Raw genomic sequence first — 18,303 nt, 5'->3', positions numbered from 1 at the left:
TGGCGCCCCTCCTCACACATTGTCGCTCTCCGTCGAGTGGGGCGCGCGCGCCGGCGCCATCGGACTCCACGACCAGCCGGACACCTCGGGCATGTCGTCGCCGTGTCGGCAGATGTACTCGCGGTGGTCGATCAGCTTGTCCCGGATCGCCTGCTTGGCGTAGGCCGCCCGAGCGGCCAGCCCTGGCACGCGGTCGATGACGTCGCTGACCAGATGGAACCGGTCGATGTCGTTCATCACGCACATGTCGAACGGCGTGCTCGTCGTGCCTTCCTCCTTGTAGCCGCGCACATGGAAGTTCTGGTGTCCGTGACGGCGGTAGATCAGCCGGTGGATGAGCCACGGGTACCCGTGGAACGCGAAGACGACCGGCTTGTCCGTCGTGAACAGGGCGTCGAAGTCTTGGTCCGACAGGCCGTGCGGGTGCTCCGTGCTCGGCTGCAGCTTCATCAGGTTCACGACGTTGATGACGCGCACCTTGAGATCCGGAGCGTGGCGGCGCAGGAGGTCGACGGCCGCGAGCGTCTCCAGGGTCGGCACATCCCCGCAGCAGGCCATCACGACGTCCGGCTCGCTGCCGAAATCGCTGCTCGCCCATTCCCAGATCCCGAGCCCGGCCGAGCAGTGCTTGACGGCCTGATCCATCGTGAGCCATTGGGGCGCCGGCTGCTTGCCCGCGACGATGACGTTGATGTAGTTCCGGCTCCGCAGGCAGTGGTCGGTCACCGAGAGCAGGCAGTTGGCATCGGGCGGCAAGTAGACGCGGACGATCTCAGCCTTCTTGTTCACGACATGATCGATAAATCCGGGGTCCTGATGGCTGAACCCGTTGTGGTCCTGGCGCCAGACGTGGCTCGACAGCAGGTAGTTCAGCGAACCGATCGGCCGACGCCACGGAATGTGGTTGCAGACCTTCAGCCACTTGGCGTGCTGATTGAACATCGAGTCGATGATGTGGATGAAGGCTTCGTAGCAGGAGAAGAAGCCGTGCCGGCCCGTCAGCAGGTAGCCCTCGAGCCAGCCCTGGCACTGATGTTCGCTCAGCATCTCCATCACGCGGCCGTCGGGCGCGAGATGATCGTCCCACGGCAGGGTCTCGGCCACCCAGGCGCGGTTCGTGACCTCGAGCGCGTCCTGCCAGCGGTTTGAGTTGTTCTCGTCCGGGCTGAACAGCCGGAAGTTTCTTGCCTCGGCGTTCAGCGCCATCACGTCGCGCAGAAAGCGTCCCATCACGCGCGTGGATTCCGCCACGGCCACGCCGGGAGTGGTCACGGTGACGGCGTAATCGCGGAAATCCGGCAGCCGGAGGTCGCGCAGCAGCGCGCCGCCGTTGGCGTGCGGGTTGGCGCTCATCCGGCGCTCGCCCTTCGGGGCGATCTCGGCGATCTCGGGACGCAGCCGGCCGGCCTCGTCGAAGAGTTCGCCGGGCCGGTAGGACTTCATCCAGTCTTCGAGCATCTGCACATGGGCCGGATTGTCATGCATCTCGCCCATCGGCACCTGATGCGAGCGCCAGTAATCCTCGGTGCGTCTGCCGTCGATCTCGCTCGGGCAGGTCCAGCCCTTGGGCGTGCGTAGAACGATCATCGGCCAGAGCGGTCGGCGCGTGAAACCTCTGTCGCGCGCATCGGACTTGATCCGCCGGATCTGCCTCAGAACCGTATCCAGCGTGGAGGCCATGAGCGAGTGCATCTCCGCCGGCTCACGGCCTTCGACGAAGTAGGGCGTGTAGCCGTAGCCGCGGAAGAGATGTTCGAGCTCCGCGTGGCTGATCCGGGCCAGGACGGTCGGGTTCGCGATCTTGTACCCGTTCAGATGCAGGATCGGCAGAACCGTCCCGTCGGTCACCGGGCTGAGGAACTTGTTCGCGTGCCAGCTGGTCGCCAGCGGCCCAGTCTCGGCCTCGCCGTCGCCGACGACGCAGGCGACGATGAGATCGGGGTTGTCGAAGGCTGCCCCGTAGGCATGCGAGAGGGAGTAGCCGAGTTCGCCGCCCTCGTGCATCGAGCCCGGCGTTTCGGGGGCAACGTGGCTCGGGATCCCGCCGGGGAAGGAGAACTGCTTGAACAGCCGCCTCATGCCGTCCGCGTCTGCGGAGATGTGCGGGTAGACTTCGCTGTAGGTCCCCTCCAGGTACGCGTTCGCGATCAGACCTGGGCCGCCATGCCCCGGCCCGGTGATGTAGATCATATCAAGATCGTGCTTGCGGATCAGGCGGTTCAGGTGAGCATAGACGAAGTTCAGGCCCGGGGTCGTACCCCAGTGGCCGAGCAGGCGAGGCTTGATGTGCTCCTTGGTCAGCCGTTCCTTCAACAGAGGATTGTCGTACAGATAGATCTGGCCGACCGACAGGTAGTTCGCCGCCCGCCAATAGGCGTCAATCAGGGCGAACTCTGGCGTGTGTGCCGCTCGCTTGGGCTGCCGCCGATTTTTGACGATCGCGTCCATCTGACTGCCTAGGCATGATGCTGAGGCTGTTCCGGCGCGAAGCGGATGCGCCATGTCGTGCGGACGGATTCGGCCTCGGCGAGCCGCATGCTTCCAGCCGCTGGAACTCTCGGCTGTACTGACGCCCGGCTGCCCGGCCTCTCAAAAGGAGAGGTAGATTCCGGCGCAGGCGCGGTAGGTGGAGCAGGCTCCACAACCTCCGTAGCTCCCGTCGTCGCCGCACGCCCCGGCTGCGAGTCACGTCGCGCCCGGGCGTAGGCCCGAACATCCATCCCCCGCGGGATCAAACCCTCCACGTCAGCCACGCTAACATCACGCCGAGCGCCCCGCTTGATCCGACAGGACAGGGGCACTCCGGACGCGTCGCTTCTTGAGCGCTCGCGCCTGCGGTCAGATGCTGAGCCGTGTGATCTCGACCAGAACATCCTCAAGATAGGTCCTGAGGCGACCTATGCCGGCCGCGCTCGGTCCCAAGATACTGAACCCGATCAACTCGCCGCGTGCGTGAACCCGGCGGATCAGGGTCTCCGCCTTCGTGGCCACCTCTCGCTCGGTCGGAGCCCGCAGGATGTTCTCGGTCTCGCCAGTCCTGACACGGATTTCGAAAATGCGCGGCTCACTTGTCATGACGACGATGCGGCGACCTCACTGCGTCAAAAGAATGCCTGTACGGAAATGGACAACCGCCTCAAGTTCATTGCTTCGAACTTACACAGCCGTACGAATGAAAAGACGTCAGTCCGCGAGAGTAACAGCCGCCGTTGCGTCAGGTCTACGTTTTTCTTGTACCTTCATCTCGGGGCTTCGCGTCGGTAGGCTTGCGCCAGCAGCACGCGCCCGGTTCCCTCGATGAGGCTCGCCTCGCTGGAGGAAGTCGCGATGGGAGTTGCGCGTTTCGTCGGGGCCGCCTTACTCGGGCTCGGCATTGCCAGCTCGGCCGGAGTGCCGGCCGCGCGGGCAGTCGATGCCGGCCTATCGGGCTACCAGGGCGCCTGGCTCTTGGAGGGCCGCGACTGTGCTGAGGTCTTCTCATCGAAAGGGAAGGCGACGGCGTTCAAGAAGCCCGTCGATATCTTCGCGCCCGCCTTCATGGTCTCCGGCAAGCGCCTGAGAACTCCGATGGCCTCCTGCCAGATCATGTCGGTTCGGCCGGCCAAGGACCGCCAGATCCTCCTCCTCGACTGCGCGAACAGCGTGGCCGGCAACGAAGTCAGGATCCTGATGGCACCTTCGAACGGAGCGCTGCGACGCTACTACAGCGACCAGGATCCGACCGGCGTCGCCTACCAGCGCTGCTCGTGAGAGGCGTACATCCCGTGTCGCCGAGGGGGCGGTGGTGCGGCCGCTGACGCATCGGTGCACGGCGCCTTCCTAGCCGGGGGCCGAGAGTGCCTGAAGCTTCCTGTAGCGCTCGATCGCCGTTCGGGCATTGAACAACAGTCGGTCGGGACCGAGTTCCCGATCGAGGCCTGCGCGTCGCACCATGTCGAGCACGCCGGGATTGCAGTCCACGAGCCAGAGGGTCACGCTGGTCCGCCGTGCGCCCTCCTGCAGCATCTGCAGCGCCGAATACTCGATGTCGGGCACGCGGCTGAGGTCGAGGACGACGACGCGCGGCTTGTGCTCGGCGATCAGAGCCCGGATCCGCTCGCCGACGTTCTGGGCGTTGGCGAAGTACAGCCGTCCCTCGGGCCGGAGGATCAGGAGACCCTCGAACGTCTCGTCGTCGGGGTGCTCGGGCGACAGGGGGCGCAGGACGTCGGCCCCGCGCTTGCGCGCGACGACGGAGACCGGCGGGTGAGCGGTCTGAAGGGCGAGGCCGACCAGGGAGAGAACGATGGCGACGACGATGCCCTGGAGCGTCCCGAAGACCAGAACCCCGACGGCTGCCACGGCCGCCCAGTGGAACTCCATGCGGCGCACCCGGTAGATGGCCTGGAATTCCGCCGGCCGGATGAGGCCCGCCGAGTAGACGATGACCACCGCCGCGAGGGTCGCCTGCGGCAGGAGGCTCAAGAGGGGGGCCAGGAGCAGCATCGTGGCAAGCGATGCCGCTGCCGTCACGAGCGAGGCTGCCTGCGTCCGGCCGCCGGCTGCCCGTACAACGCCGGTCTGCGATGTCCCGCCGCCCGCCGGCATGGCCCCGAGGAGGGCGCCGCCTAGGTTCGCCGCTCCGGTCGCGATCAACTCGCGGTTGGCGTCGACCGGTGGATCACCGGGTTTCACGAAAGCCCGCCCCGCGGCGATGCTCTCGGTAAAGCTCATCAGCGCGATGCCCATGGCGCCTGGCAGGAGCGCCTGGATCAGGGCGAGATCCGGCAGGGTCAGGGAGGGAAGGCCCTGCGGGATCGTCCCGACGGTCGATACGCCGACGGCGCCAAGGCCCAGCAGCCACGAGGCGGCGATGGCGGCCGCCACCGTGACGAGAGGGGCCGGCGAGTGCGGCTTGAGCCACTCCATGCCGACGAGCAGGACTAGCGTGGTCCCCGCGACGGTCAGCGTCGACAGGGAAGTTTCGGGCAGGTGCTGCACGAGGCTCGCCAAGTCCGCGAAGAAGGATTGCTTCGTGACGTGCAGGCCGAGCAGCTTGGGAGCTTGGTCCAGCAGGATGACGACCCCGATCCCGGCCTTGAAGCCCGTCATTACGGGCACGGAGATGAAGCTCGCCACGAAGCCGAGCTTCATCAGCCTCGCCGCGAGGAGCAGAGCGCCGACGAGGGCCGTCAGGGTTGCCGTCGCGGCAGCGAGCTTCGCCGGGTCGCCGTCGGATGCCACGCTGCCGAGTTCAGCCCCCGTCAGGATGGCCAAGGTCGTCGTCGAGCTGACGCTGAGGACGCGCGACGAGCCCAGAAGCCCGTAGATGACCGCCGGAACGAAGGCGGTGTAGAGGCCGACCGCCACCGGCAATCCGGCTACGGTGGCGAAGGCCATCGCCTTGGGCAGGACGACGGCGGCGGCGGTGAGGCCCGCCACGACGTCGAAGCGTAGCTCTGACGGCGCGCCGTGCCGGAGGGCCTGCACCGTCGATCCGAGGCCCGTCATGTGCGTTACTCCGCAACCGGCCTGGGTAGAGGGGACGACCATACCACGGTGAGCGTGGAGAATGCCCACTGCGTCAGACCCTTGTCCTACCACGACGTCCGCTATAGTCCGGATTCACCCCTCGCGAACTTCCCTGATGGCCCCTTCCCCGCTGAGAAGAAGCGTGCGCAGGCGGCCTCGGCCGAGCACCCGGCCGAGTTCCCGGAACGCGAAATAGGGGATCAAGGCCACGGCCATGATGACGCTCGCCGACGCGAGCCCGCTGATCCCGCCCCCGCCGATAGCCGGTACGCTGTTGGCCAAGGTCTCGCCCCGCCAGAGCCCGAGCGCCACCTCTTCTACGGTGTAGGCGCCCACGAGAAGGGCTGCGAAGGCACAGGATCTGGCGAGGATCGGGTAGATGAGAGGGCGGCCCTGAAAATGCGGGCGAACGTCCAGGCTCTCGGCGACAAGCATGATCTTCGCGAGGATCCAGGCATTGATGAAGGCCAGACCGTAGAAGCTATATGTCACGCCATGGCGCGACAGAACGATGTGCTCGTGCAGAATCAGGAGTCCGAAGACGACCCAGAGATAGGCGAAGATGCCGAGGATGCGCTTGGCCTCCTCAAGGAGCCGATGTCCGATCCGCCGCATCCGGCTGTCGACTTCAGTCGTCGTTGCCGAAGTCGCGATGGACGAAGACGGGGGCGATTGCATTCGTGGATTGCTCATCGTCGCTATCCACTGCCGGTACACCCCGACGCAGCGCCGTCGCCCGACGTGACGATGCACATTGCTCTGGCGGGTGTCACTAGGGACAATCCAGTCTACCAGCTCACAAGGCTCAGAGCCTAGTGCACCGACGCGGACGAACGCGCCACGCGCCAGTCGGCTAACCTTCTGCGATTGCGGGAAGAATTTTTCTGCCCACTGTACGTTGTGTCGGCGTCAGTGCCCTAGGCACTGAACAGTCTACACCATCGAGACCGAGGCACAGGGATGCTGCATGTGCCTTCATCTTGCGCCTCAGGCGTCTCAAGCCCAACGCGACCGGTAGACGCTTACTGCTGGACGTTTCTCCCAAGCTTCAACGAGCGTCCCGGGACCAATCCTAAGGCGGACCACGACGTCTGCTTCGCCTAGTTGCCCGCCCACAAGTCGCCGTTCGGTTTTCGGCCAGCTTTGGACGACCGCTTCCCGCCCATCGCCGCCCTTCAGCCGCTCCAGACTACTTTTCCAAAGTGGCCGTTCGCCGGCTGGGCGTTAGGGAAGCCTCAGACCCGAAGGCGGACTCACCGCGCGTCTGGAAATTCCGCCGTGGAATGCCGAGGCACCGCAATGTCGCGGGGCTCGCCCACGCACCGGAGCAAATCCAGTGCAGGAAGCACAATCACGGAGTAAGACCATCAAGCCCCTGCCCGCTGGCGACCGGGTTCTGCTTCAGCCATCCGACGAGCAGCCCATGGTCGGTGGCCGGATGTACCGGTCCCGCGAACTGACCCAGAGTGACCAACTCTCTGAAATCGTCAAACGCACTGCTCGCGGTCGTGCACCTCTCCGCCGGCAAGGGGTCTTGGCGACCAGGCAAACATCGCCGGAGGTCTCCACTCGACGTCGATCCCTAATTTGGTGGCCGGAAGCCTGAAGAGCTCGGACCTCCGTAGAGCTGGCCATCCGGAGCGACGGCTCCCGCGAACGCTCTGCCGGCAGGCGCGTCGACGCAGGCAAGGCGTCCGTCCGCTGCCTCGCTCACGAGACAGGCGGACGTCGCGGCCGCAGCCCCCCGCACAAGGGTGAAGTCACCACGTTCGGGCGCTCGGAAGCCCGGATCGGCCATGCGCCCATGGCGCTCGAAATCGGCAATCTGCGCGAATGCCTGCGGGAACCCGTTGTTGCTGACGTCGTGATCGAACGCACTGCGAAGAGACGGGATATCCTGCCCGTTTTCGTCCATGGGCAGCCAGCGAAAGCAGTCGAAGAACGGGATATTCCCCTCGGCGCCAAAGTACCGACCGAGATCGTCGGACCTGACGAACTCTCGGCCGCAACGCGCCGCGTTGAACACCTCCGGCGTGGCCTTGCAGAGGCTTGGCTGATAGCCCGGCGTATCCGGTTCGCAAAACAGGATGGCATTGTTCCAATGGCGCAGGTTGGCGGCGGCGCCGATGCCGGTCACCGGCGAGCGCAGGTACCAGCTGTTGTTGAAGACGTAGATCGGCGCATGCGTCGCGTAGCGGAACGTATCCGGGGGCGCTCCTCTCGGCGACAGGGCCAGCTTGATCACACGCCCTGCAATGCTCGCGTCGCAGGCTAGCTCCAGCGGGTCCATCCACACGACGCGCCCCGAGGCTTCCACCTGTTCGACACCGACCGGGAGCCAGCGAGCCTTGAGATAGTCGAAGCGCCGGTCGAGCCTGGGATCGAACCCTTCCTCGGTTCCATTCCGTGGCACCGGTCTCCGCAGACAGGGCGCGTCACCGGGCGCCGACGGCGAACGGGCGACGGCCGGGATGTCGTCGAACCAGCCGCGGTTGCCATAGACGAAAACTGGGCCGCCCCCCATGTTGTCGAACGAGAACCACGCATGGGCGTTGTGAATGCGGTTCCCGAAGATGTGCACCTTCGTCGACCAAATCTCCAGCTCCACGGGATTGTCGCGCACGTAGGAGAACAGGTTCTCGTAGATCCACAGATTCGCGTTGTATGGACAAGTGGTCGGAGAAAGCTCGGATGCCGGCAGAGCATCGCAGCTGGCCGCCTTCAGGCGGATGCCGTTGAAGGCCGCGAGGATCGTGTTGCGGCGGAAGATGATCCCGCCCTTGAGATCGGTGCCACCGAGAAGCGCTCCGTTGAAGTGCTCGTAAGCGCCATGGTGGCTGGCGCCCCAGGGTATGCTCCGCCACATCACGCCCGGGCAGCCACGCTCCGTTGCGCGGCCATCTCGGCACCGGAATGGTCCATCACGGGTCAGCTTCGCCCGATCGAAGCCACTCGCGTCCTGCACCCAGGTCACGTCCTCCACGATGACTTGATCGGAGGGATGGTCGGCCTGCCCCCGCGCCGCCAATCCGTAACTGCCGCCAATGATGAGCGAGCGGCGAAACGCGATGCGCCGGCTGCCGATGGCGCGAATTGCCGTCATCCAGCAATCCTCGAATGTCAGATCCTCGACCACTACGCTGTCGACCCGGTCGAGATCGAGGCAGGCTGCGTCGGCGAGGCGGCCCGCCCTTCCGATGGGGATCGCGAGACGTGATCGCGCCGATCGCGGTCCCTCTTCTATCTCGGAGTCGGGCGAGGCCACCAAGGCCGTGAGCAGGTCGGGCTTCCGCGGCGAAGACAGGAAGGCGTACAGGTCACCGCATGATCGCTCGGCGTCGTCCTCCGGCATCGGGCAGTCGCGGACCTGATCGACGCTCTTGCCGACGATCCGGGTCCGTGCTCCGAGCCCTCTGATCACAACAGGTGCTCGTTCTCCGCTCCGCTTCTGGGATAGGACCACGCGTTCGCGATAGAGCGTGGCGGCGGCATCCGGAGTGTCCAGCAGCAATTGCACGATGTCGCCGGGCAGGACGGCTCGCATCGTTGCTGACGAAAATGCCTCGGTCTGCGCGGCAGCCAGACTGCCGTCGGCGGCGTAGCCGGGCCCTCCTCCATTCGGCGTCACGAAGATCGTCTTCGCAGTCGCACTTTGCGCAGACAGGACGGCGAGGAGGAGGATGATCGGGAGACGGCGCACGATCCCGCTCAGGGGGGCGCTGCACCGGTTGGTCGGTGCGGTCTTGAGCCGGACATGCAGTCGCTTATCCGCAGATGCGTTGCTCGCAGGTAGGCGCGTGTGCCTCAGCCCGAGCAATTCCTGACTCGGACAGCCAAGCCAAAGCGAATTCCACAGCATCGTCCTATTCGCGCTTACGCGCGCCCGTCGTATTTGCAAATGCCCGGCGCAGAGCTTCTCCATTCCGCGGTCGTGCCCGCAGATGTGGCGAGATCAGTGCCGCAAATGCAAAACGAATCTGGTTGTATTCTTCCTCGCATTCCTTGGCCCGGTCGGCCGGGAGGTATCCTTTGTCGACGATGTAGGCGTAGCGTTGCTTGTCCGAACCATAAGCTAGGCAGGCCAGATTATAGAAGCGCTGCCAGGACAAGCCGTGCGCTCCGGCGAAGCTCTCCTTGTCGGTCGGCTCCCGCTGTCCCAGCGTTGCGAAGAAGTAGCCGCTGCCATTCACCACAATGCGCGCATCGGCTGGGGCGAGGTGCAGCAACACCAGTGCGGCCACCTGATCGGCCGCGTCTTCCTCGCGGCCGAGGATCGGGATGAGCAGGAGATGAAACAGAGCGTGGCTGCTCTCGTGGAAGAGGATCTGAAGGACGGGTCCGCGGATCGCATCCTGGCGAGAAACGCCGGCCGGCGAAGTCGTCGCCGGCGCCAGCCGCAAGATGCTGGCGACGAGTTCGTAGCAGACGGCGATGGTCCTCGTGCGCGGGTTATACCAAGCGTTCGGCTCGCCCGAACATTCCTTCAGGCGGTAGCTCAGGCGCTCTGGAAGGCGCACGAGATCGAGGGTGGCCGCAACCCGCTCCAGGACGCGCCGCGCCCGCATCGTATCGTAGATCTCTCGGTGAGCCTGTTCCTTCGGGACCTCATACCGGACGTCGGTGCGTCGTCTGCCCGAAAGTTCCATCTCGCGAGCTGCGGCTCTGTCCGGAGACGAGAGCGCCAACAGCGATGCCGAGAGTCCAGCAAGTGCTCCGACGCATCGGACAGGATTTCCCATTGCAGCAGACCCGATCGGAACCCGTTGGCGGCGTTGGTTCGGTACGCGGCGCCTTCTGGATCGAGCGCGCCACGTCGAACACTCTCCGCGGCCCCTGGCTGATCTCGCCGGCAACCCCGCGCATCCATTCATCGGCGGCGCGCCGGCTGGCTCCGCGGCCGTGCTCACCGACCTCTCGAGCTACAGCCAGACGTTTCCAGCCTGGATCGTGCAGGCCGAGTTTCCGGCATATACGCGCACAGCACCAGCATCCCGGGATTTGGGCCATGCGTGTGCTCGGCTCCGAGAGCCATCAGGTGGCTTAGCGCAGCGAACGGTGCGAAATCCCTGCGCAACCTTCCGGTGGATGAAGCCGGAAGGCAATGGCTGCGCCGGCCTGGGATCTGGGGCTGTGTCAGATGGCATCGGGCGCTCCAGCACGAGCAATTCGCTAGACGAGGACATGCGCGAATCCTCCCCTGGTTCGGGCGGTCTGGCACCCCTAATCCAGATAAATCAAGCAGAGCAATGCCATGTCTAGACCGTACGGTGTCTTACTTTTCTGCATGAAGCACATTGGTACGACAAGGAGCGAGCGACGCAGGCGCCTGCGCTTCCACGAGATGCCTTCCTCAAAGTCGGTGGGAGGCGATCGTTACTTCCAGCTGTCGGCGTCACTTCGTTTGAGATAAGCTTTTCCGCCCAACACCCATCGCAACGAGAGAAGTCACCCTGGCGGCATAGGCAACTCAAAGCGTGCTCAACATTCAGTGATTGGAGAAAGTCGAATGACCAGCTTCGACGATCCAGTGCGGATGTTCGTCCGCAACAAGCTCCTCGGCAAATGGGCCGCTGATAAAATAGGAATCCTAGGTCGGGAAGCCGATGAGTATTCAGATGCCCTGGCTCAGACGGTTTTCAATCCTGAGGGGAGCGACGTATTGAGCAAAATCCGCAAGGACTTCGATGCTGCCGGTGTCGCCCAAAGCGACGAGCAGATCCTGGAGGTCATGACCGAGTTCCTGATTAAAGCCGGAAAGGCCATGTCAGAAGCGCAAGGAGATAGTCTCCGCGGCGCAGAGGTGATGCTCGCGCGCAAACTCATGCTGCGATAGCCGCTCTGAATTCATTCTGATCATTAAGCGCAGGTGTCATCACGACGCGGTCCCCGGCTCGCCGCGGCAACAGCGCGCGAGGCCCTCGTCCAGCCAACGCCGGAAGGCATGGCTGAACGTGCCAACCTTTTGGAAGCGGAGCAGTAACCCGCTACGTGGGATCGATGCACGCTGTCTTCGAGATCACCGAATGAGGTGCAGCATAGCGAACGCTCAGGCATGCTTGCGGCGCCGCTTCCGCGGCTTGATCTCCTGCACTCCTATTGCGGCCCGGCAGGCTGGGCTTAACCTCTGTCCCTGGCTTAAGAGGCAAGCTTTCACTCGGCCAGCGTCGGGGATGTAGTCACCGCACAAACTCATGGCGTCCGGCGTGCAAGCCTGTCGCTGCTCCGGCGTTCCCTGGCCAAACGCGGAGGTCGAGGCTGCGAGCGCGGAAAGCCCCAAGTAGGCAAAGAAGGTCCTCACGCCCATGGATCGTCTCTCCCTCGCGACGCCGAAACCAGCTTAGCAGTGAGCACAGAGAGTTGAAGCGAGAGTTCTGAAACATTTGCGAAGACTCGCGTGGGTATGGAGGAGGTAGCTCACCTCGCTGACGCCGATACCACGGACTACCTTTGCCACGCTGTGGCCCTGCGAGATCAGCACGTCGGCCTGCCGTGGCTTCGCAACTTTCTCCTAAGGCCTGGGCCACTTCGCCATCTCGTCCGTCCTTCTGGCTTAGATCCATACACGGCTACAGGTACGGCTAGGGGTACGCCCGACCGCCTATTCCAACTACGATTCCCCTATGGGTATTACGGCTGCGGCTGGTGAACCAGAATGCCCGGCTGTGCGGGGAACCGGCGCCCGATCGACGAGCCCCTTAGGCTGAGCTGCAACTCTTCAGACGGACGGTGTCCCTGCCGATCAAGCACCACAGTGAGACGCCGTTAGGATGAGGCTGCTGGCTTCCGGGCTGCGGAAGGGCGCCCATGAGTGGCCGCCGGTATTGCCACTGTAAGTGTGGCGATGGTGACCTCAGACCTCGCAAATTCCGAAGGTCGGCCGAGGCCAGCAAACCGCGAAGCAGTTGAGCCGATCTTTCCTAAACTGACGGCTTAACTGAGTTCTCTCTCGCGTCGTGATCGGAGACCGGAACTGTTACCTCGCCGAACTCAGGCAGCGTCCATGGACATCCGCAAATGCTCCGCCGAGGCGATCGGCACCTTCTGGCTCACTTTCGCGGGCTGCGGCAGCGCCGTGGTCGCGGCCGCCTTCCCGCAGATCGGTATCGGCTTGCTCGGCGTCTCGCTCGCCTTCGGCCTCACCGTGGTCACCATGGCCTACGCGGTCGGTCACATCTCGGGCTGTCACCTCAACCCGGCCGTGACTTGCGGCCTCGCGGCCGGCGGGCGCTTCCCGACGAAGGATATCGCGCCCTACGTGATCTCACAGGTCATCGGCGGCATCATCGCCGCGGCGCTGCTCTACGCGATCGCGAGCGGATCGCCGAACTTCGATCCCGCCAACGGCTTTGCGGCCAATGGCTACGGCGCGCACTCGCCGGGCCATTATGGCCTCGTCTCATGCCTCGTCGCCGAGGTGGTGCTCACGATGATGTTCCTGTTCGTCATCATGGGAGCAACGCACGGCAAGGCGCCGGCCGGGTTCGCACCGCTGGCGATCGGACTCTGCCTGACACTCGTGCACCTCGTCGGCATCCCGATCACGAACCTGTCGGTCAACCCGGCCCGCAGCACCGGGCCAGCCTTGTTCGCGGGCGGTTGGGCTCTGGCGCAGCTCTGGCTGTTCTGGATCGCGCCGCTGCTCGGCGGCGTGCTGGGCGGGATCCTGTACCACTGGATCAGCGCGGAGCCGTCGGCACAGGTCACCGGCATCGCGCCGGCCACTCCAGCCGAGTGAAGTTGCGCGGAGTTGCCCGGGGCGGGGGGAAAGGAACGAGCTCGGTGTTTGCGAAGCCGGGCCGGCGACGGGGTGTTACATCCAGCGCGGATCTTTGGGGCGGGATTTCCCTGAAGCGGCCCGCCTGAGCGGGCGCTTCTCAGGAGGCGGTCATGGAGGTCACCAGACGGATCTTCGCCGCAGCCACCGCCGCGATCCCGTTCATCGGCCCGGGTCGGCCCTCTGCTTGGGCGCAGAGCATGGCCCAGGGCACGCCGGTCGTCGGCAACCATGCGGCCGCGGTTCGCCCGGAGATGGCGGTGGACGCCAGCTTCTACGGCTGTCCGCTCGTCACTTTGGAGAGGTGCAGCCCATATCGACAGGCATATGGCTCCGGCGAATGCGGCCTCTGCGCGATTGTCGCCGTCGTGGACTCGGTCTGTCACTTCATCGATGAAGAGACCGCGGGTCCGTTCCTATCGGCCCTTGCGCAGGCGCTTCCGGCTGAGACGGCGGCCGATTTGGCGCACACCTTGTACGAGCAAGGGACAGACCGGCGTGAGATCGAACTCATGCTCGTGGCGGCTCAGGCGTGGACGCGCGCACGCGGCTGGTGTGCTTGGACGTGGGAAGGCGCGCATCCACAAGCGGGCGAGACCGCGGAGCACTTTTGGGATCGTCTGAGCGACGTTCTTGAGCGCCGCCATACGGCTGCCATGGTCGGCCTGGGTGAGGACACGCAACCTGACAGCCGCTACGGCGGTCATTGGACCTGCCCTGAACACGTCACCGCGCACGAGGTCTATCTGCGCGACAGCGACGTGTATCGCCGTATCCCACGTGCTGACACAGGGATCCGGCCCGAGCCCCGCTGGGCCATTGAGGACTGCTACGTTCTCAGCCGCATGAGCTGATTGCGGCCTGCTTTGAGCGGGGCTCAGTCCGCCCGGCGCAGCTCGGGCACGTCGCCGGACACTGGGTGCCCAACAAGGAAAGAAGGCCGGGGTTTCTTCTGCTTGGGACGCAGGCACGCTGTTGCCGATACCGGGCTTGGTAGATGACGTAGCGGGCGTACAGGGAAAGCAGGACAGCGGGAGGTGAGGCCAGTTGCATCGCCTACAGTCTGCCCGCCACTGGTTGGAACGTGCGCTCCTCGGATGGGCGCACACGTCGATAGATCGTGCAGGAAGCAGCCTTCCAGCCTGAACAATGGTCAAGGTTGGAGCGTTGTCTTAGTGGGCCTATCCTGAGGTCTCAGCCATGCTCCGCCTTGTTCTGCTTCTCGCGCTCCTTGCTGTGCCAGGAGCGGTCGCTGCACGTCCTGCTCAGGCTCCGAAGGTGGCTACAGCAGCAACCAAGGTCGCGCCGGCACCTGTCTGTGAGCGCGTGCGGAAGAAGTCCTTCCGTCAAACAGAGGGTTGGTCAGTCAAGACAGTCTCGCTCGCCTGCAAGACGGTCACAGCTGTCGTCAGCCGGCCTGGAGGCAAAAGCTTCACGAGCATGCGCGAGAAGGTCAGCACAAAAGTCAAACAGTGATTCTGTGCAAGTTAAAGCAACGGCCACAGGCTAGATGCCGGCGGTCGAGATGCCGCACCCGCTCAACTCTACTGATAGAAGCGCATCCGGATAGTGCCTCTGGACATGAACGTCAGCGCTCGTGCGGGCTCCTCCGTCTGCCCACGTCTCAATCATGGGGCAGGACCGACACGTAGTGAACTGCCGTTCGGAACTCACCGACTGTGAAGGAGACAGCACCCAGCGTACGGGCGAGCCCCAGCACTCCACGGGTGCTGGTCGGACGATCAAGCCATCGACAAGCTACAGGGTCGTAGCGAGAGATTGCTTGGGGTCACCTCGAGGCGTTCGCCCAGCCCGCAGCGAACGTCCACTTCCGCGATTCAGCTGCGGGAGGCGGACCGGCCGCTTAAGGCCAGACACGGAGAGAGGCGTGCCTGCCAAGAGCCATGAGGTGGATTTCGGGCGCTCGCCTGTGCGTCACTGACCTTTGCTCTTCACAAATTCGGGTGGCAGTGCGAGGAATCCTCAGGATCGGAAACGATGTCTTTCTTTTGTTTCCATTCTCACGCCATCTGCGTGGTGACAGAGTGCTCCCGCTCGGTGCGTCGCTTGCGAGGCAGGTAGCTCGCTCGCGATGGCCGCGACCGAAGTACAGGGAGGAACAGACATGAGCTGGCACAGCGCGGATGACCCGGTACCGGGCGACCGCTTCTCCTGCGACGCCATCCGGACCCTGATCGTCCCGCGCTCGCGCGATCTCGGCTCGTTCGCCGTGCGGCGGGCACTACCCTCGACCGAGTGCCGGATGGTCGGACCGTTCGTGTTCTTCGACCAGATGGGCCCGTCCGAGTTCCTGCTCGGCCAGGGCATGGATGTCCGCCCGCACCCGCATATCGGCCTGTCCACCGTCACCTACCTGTTCGACGGCGAGATCATGCACCGCGACAGCCTCGGCACAGAGCTACCGATTCGCCCGGGCGAGTTGAACTGGATGACGGCCGGCCGTGGCATCACGCATTCGGAGAGGACAGGCGCCGATCTCCGGCAGACCGGCTCGAAGCTGTTCGGGATCCAGAGCTGGGTCGCCCTCAGCGCGCGGGACGAGGAGACCCACCCGGCCTTCGAGCATTACGAGACCTCTGCGCTGCCGCTCCTCACGGGCGAGGGCAAGTCCGTGCGCCTGATCGCGGGTGAAGCCTTCGGAGCACGCTCGCCCGTGCGCACCTCGAGCCCGATGGTCTACGCCGACGTGATGCTCAAGGTTGGCGCGGTCCTGCCCCTCGATCCGACCTACGACGAGCGCGCGATCTACACGGTCGCCGGCGCGATCGAGATCGCGGGCGACGGCTTCGGGCCTGGGCAGTTGCTGGTCTTCCGCCCGGGCGACCGCATCAGCGTGCGCGCGACGCGGGACGCGCGCTTCATGGTGCTGGGCGGCGAGCCCATGGACGGGCCGCGCCATCTCTGGTGGAATTTCGTCTCCTCGCGACCCGAGCGGATCGAGCAGGCGAAGGAGGATTGGCGTCAGGCCCGCTTCGACAGCGTGCCGGGTGATGCCGAGTTCATACCCCTGCCCGAAGCCCCGCCGTCCGTCCGCTATCCCTGAACGCGATCCGCGACGGTTGGCAAGCCGGACCGCGCCGTCGGCCAAGCCCTCTCCCCGCGCCTGATCGGCAGGGTCCCCCTCCAGCGAGGTTTCAGCATCACATGGCCGTCGAAGCGTCCGGAGCGGCGAGCGAACTCGTCCAAGTCGTCGCTCTCCTCGCCGCGGGCGTCGTGGCGGTGCCGTTGTTCAAGCGGCTCGGTCTCGGTTCGGTTCTCGGCTATCTCGTGGCCGGGCTCGCGATCGGACCGTTCGGCCTCGGCCTGTTCACGGATCCCCACGCGATCCTGCATGTCGCCGAACTCGGCGTCGTGATGTTCCTCTTCATCATCGGGCTGGAGATGGAGCCGTCCCGGCTCTGGGGAATGCGGCGCGAGATCTTCGGGCTCGGCCTCGCCCAGGTCGGTACCTGCATCGGTGCCCTGACGCTGGTGGGCATCGCGCTCGGCTCCTCCGCAACCGTCGCCTTCGTGGCCGGCACCGGCTTCGTGCTGACCTCGACCGCGATCGTCATGCAACTCCTGGACGAGCGCGGGTCGCTCTCGACCCCGAAGGGGCAGCGCATTGTCGCGATCCTGCTCCTGGAGGATCTCGCCATCGTCCCGCTCCTCGCCATCGTCGCGGTGCTGACGCCCGGCGGCCCGGAGACGAGCGGCAGCGAGCGCGCCGTCGCCATCGCGATCGCGATCGGATCCCTCGCGGCGCTGGTGGCGGCCGGCCGCTGGCTGCTCAATCCCCTGTTCCGGCTGCTCGCCACCGCGAAGGCGCGCGAGGTGATGACCGCAGCGGCGCTGCTGGTGGTGCTCGGCTCCGCGCTCGCCATGCAACTCGGTGGCCTGTCCATGGCCATGGGCGCCTTCCTGGCGGGCGTCCTGCTCTCGGAATCGAGCTTCCGCCATCAGCTAGAGGCCGACGTCGAGCCCTTCCGCGGCATCCTGCTCGGCCTGTTCTTCCTCGGCGTCGGGATGTCCCTCGATCTCGCGGTGATCGGCGCGAACTGGGCCCTGATCCTGGCGAGCGTCGCCGCCTGCATGGTCGCGAAGAGCCTCGTCATCTACGGTGTGGCCCGAGCCCTGAGGGCCTCGCATCCCGAGGCGATGGAGCGGGCGGCCCTGATGGCTCAGGGCGGCGAGTTCGCCTTCGTGCTCTACGCCGCCGCGACGAGCGCCGGGATCATCGACGGCACGACCAACGCGATCCTGACGGCGACCGTCATCCTGTCGATGGCCATGACGCCCCTGATGGTGATCGCCCTTGACCGGTTCGGGCCGAGACCGTCCGTCTCGACGGAGGGCCTCGAGGTCCCGGAGAACCTGGTCGGCAGCGCGCTGATCATCGGGTTTGGCCGCTTCGGGCAGATCGTCAGTCAGCCGCTGATCTCACGCGGGTGCTCGGTCTCGATCATCGACACCAACGCCGAGAACATCCGCCTCGCGGAGGGGTTCGGCTTCAAGGTCTATTACGGAGACGGCACCCGGCTCGACATCCTGCATGCGGCGGGCGCCGCTGTGGCACGCGCAGTCCTGATCTGCGTCGACGATCCTGAGACCGCCAAGTGCATCGCTAAAATCGCGAGATCGGAGTTCCCGCTCGTGCCGGTCCTTGCCCGTGCGCGGGACCGGGCGCATGCGGTAGAGCTCATCCAAGCGGGCGTCACCTATCAGATCCGCGAGACGGTCGAGTCGGCGCTCGCCTTTGGCGAACAGGCGCTCCTGACGATTGGGGATGAGCCGGAGGCGGCGAGCGAAGTGATGACCGAGGTTCGCCGGCGCGACGGTGAGCGCCTTGCGCTGGAGACAGCCGGCGGCATCTACGCGGGGCGCGAACTGATCCGTGGCAACGCGGCGGCCGCGGCGCACGAGGTCGGTTAAGCGCTCATCTCGGTCATTTGGCCGAACCGATCGCCTCCTCCCTAGCGGTCATTCCCCAGCTGGGCGTTTTGAAGTAATCGCCCGTC

Annotated in this window: 11 protein-coding genes; 6 read left to right on the top strand and 5 right to left on the bottom strand. The window is 65.2% G+C overall.

The genetic code is table 11. From position 1 onward, the window contains the following. Positions 1-12 precede the first annotated feature (12 nt). A complete protein-coding gene (locus J2X36_RS21120; RefSeq protein ID WP_310353441.1) occupies positions 13-2,448 on the bottom strand; it encodes a phosphoketolase family protein in 2,436 nt (811 codons plus the stop codon). Positions 2,449-3,327: 879 nt separating this feature from the next. Here J2X36_RS21120 and J2X36_RS21115 point away from each other — a divergent pair. Further along, complete coding sequence (locus J2X36_RS21115) at positions 3,328-3,750, top strand: hypothetical protein (protein WP_132250903.1); 423 nt, start codon at positions 3,328-3,330, stop codon at positions 3,748-3,750. 69 nt (positions 3,751-3,819) lie between these two features. On the opposite strand, the gene J2X36_RS21110 is transcribed toward J2X36_RS21115, so the two are convergent. The 4 genes from J2X36_RS21110 to J2X36_RS21095 all read right to left on the bottom strand — a co-directional run bounded on the left by J2X36_RS21110 (position 3,820) and on the right by J2X36_RS21095 (position 10,157). Continuing rightward, entirely contained in the window at positions 3,820-5,490 is a 1,671-nt protein-coding gene (locus J2X36_RS21110) for a SulP family inorganic anion transporter (RefSeq protein ID WP_310353438.1), read from the bottom strand. 114 nt (positions 5,491-5,604) lie between these two features. Further along, positions 5,605-6,189, bottom strand: a complete 585-nt coding sequence (locus J2X36_RS21105; RefSeq protein ID WP_405029834.1) for a hypothetical protein — start codon at positions 6,187-6,189, stop codon at positions 5,605-5,607. Positions 6,190-7,093: 904 nt separating this feature from the next. After that, positions 7,094-9,370, bottom strand: a complete 2,277-nt coding sequence (locus tag J2X36_RS21100; RefSeq protein ID WP_310353437.1) for a hypothetical protein — start codon at positions 9,368-9,370, stop codon at positions 7,094-7,096. 4 nt (positions 9,371-9,374) lie between these two features. Beyond that, entirely contained in the window at positions 9,375-10,157 is a 783-nt protein-coding gene (locus J2X36_RS21095) for a DUF4344 domain-containing metallopeptidase (RefSeq protein WP_310353434.1), read from the bottom strand. Positions 10,158-11,017: 860 nt separating this feature from the next. On the opposite strand from J2X36_RS21095, the gene J2X36_RS21090 reads away from it, so the two are divergent. The 5 genes from J2X36_RS21090 (at position 11,018) to J2X36_RS21065 (ending at position 18,217) form a co-directional block, all read left to right on the top strand. Continuing rightward, entirely contained in the window at positions 11,018-11,344 is a 327-nt protein-coding gene (locus J2X36_RS21090; RefSeq protein WP_310353432.1) for an ATPase inhibitor subunit zeta, read from the top strand. A 1,167-nt stretch (positions 11,345-12,511) separates the two neighbouring features. Then, complete coding sequence (gene aqpZ, locus J2X36_RS21080; RefSeq protein WP_132250917.1) at positions 12,512-13,246, top strand: aquaporin Z; 735 nt, start codon at positions 12,512-12,514, stop codon at positions 13,244-13,246. A gap of 152 nt (positions 13,247-13,398) precedes the next feature. Beyond that, complete coding sequence (locus J2X36_RS21075) at positions 13,399-14,139, top strand: hypothetical protein (protein WP_310353429.1); 741 nt, start codon at positions 13,399-13,401, stop codon at positions 14,137-14,139. 1,271 nt (positions 14,140-15,410) lie between these two features. Then, positions 15,411-16,349, top strand: coding sequence for a pirin family protein (locus J2X36_RS21070; protein WP_310353426.1), 939 nt, complete (start codon positions 15,411-15,413; stop codon positions 16,347-16,349). Between the two features lie 101 nt (positions 16,350-16,450). Beyond that, positions 16,451-18,217, top strand: a complete 1,767-nt coding sequence (locus J2X36_RS21065) for a monovalent cation:proton antiporter-2 (CPA2) family protein (protein WP_310353424.1) — start codon at positions 16,451-16,453, stop codon at positions 18,215-18,217. Positions 18,218-18,303: the final 86 nt, after the last annotated feature.

This window comes from Methylobacterium sp. BE186, from assembly GCF_031457035.1.
In the GTDB taxonomy this organism is placed as follows: domain Bacteria; phylum Pseudomonadota; class Alphaproteobacteria; order Rhizobiales; family Beijerinckiaceae; genus Methylobacterium; species Methylobacterium segetis.
This window is presented reverse-complemented; position numbering and strand designations above follow the sequence as displayed.

Excerpts from the sequence above, each read along its gene's own strand:
- J2X36_RS21120 (WP_310353441.1), bottom strand. The coding sequence starts at position 2,448 with ATGGACGCGATCGTCAAAAATCGGCGGCAGCCCAAGCGAGCGGCACAC.
- J2X36_RS21115 (WP_132250903.1), top strand. The coding sequence starts at position 3,328 with ATGGGAGTTGCGCGTTTCGTCGGGGCCGCCTTACTCGGGCTCGGCATT.
- J2X36_RS21110 (WP_310353438.1), bottom strand. The coding sequence starts at position 5,490 with ATGACGGGCCTCGGATCGACGGTGCAGGCCCTCCGGCACGGCGCGCCG.
- J2X36_RS21105 (WP_405029834.1), bottom strand. The coding sequence starts at position 6,189 with ATGCAATCGCCCCCGTCTTCGTCCATCGCGACTTCGGCAACGACGACT.
- J2X36_RS21100 (WP_310353437.1), bottom strand. The coding sequence starts at position 9,370 with ATGCTGTGGAATTCGCTTTGGCTTGGCTGTCCGAGTCAGGAATTGCTC.
- J2X36_RS21095 (WP_310353434.1), bottom strand. The coding sequence starts at position 10,157 with ATGGAACTTTCGGGCAGACGACGCACCGACGTCCGGTATGAGGTCCCG.
- J2X36_RS21090 (WP_310353432.1), top strand. The coding sequence starts at position 11,018 with ATGACCAGCTTCGACGATCCAGTGCGGATGTTCGTCCGCAACAAGCTC.
- aqpZ (WP_132250917.1), top strand. The coding sequence starts at position 12,512 with ATGGACATCCGCAAATGCTCCGCCGAGGCGATCGGCACCTTCTGGCTC.
- J2X36_RS21075 (WP_310353429.1), top strand. The coding sequence starts at position 13,399 with ATGGAGGTCACCAGACGGATCTTCGCCGCAGCCACCGCCGCGATCCCG.
- J2X36_RS21070 (WP_310353426.1), top strand. The coding sequence starts at position 15,411 with ATGAGCTGGCACAGCGCGGATGACCCGGTACCGGGCGACCGCTTCTCC.
- J2X36_RS21065 (WP_310353424.1), top strand. The coding sequence starts at position 16,451 with ATGGCCGTCGAAGCGTCCGGAGCGGCGAGCGAACTCGTCCAAGTCGTC.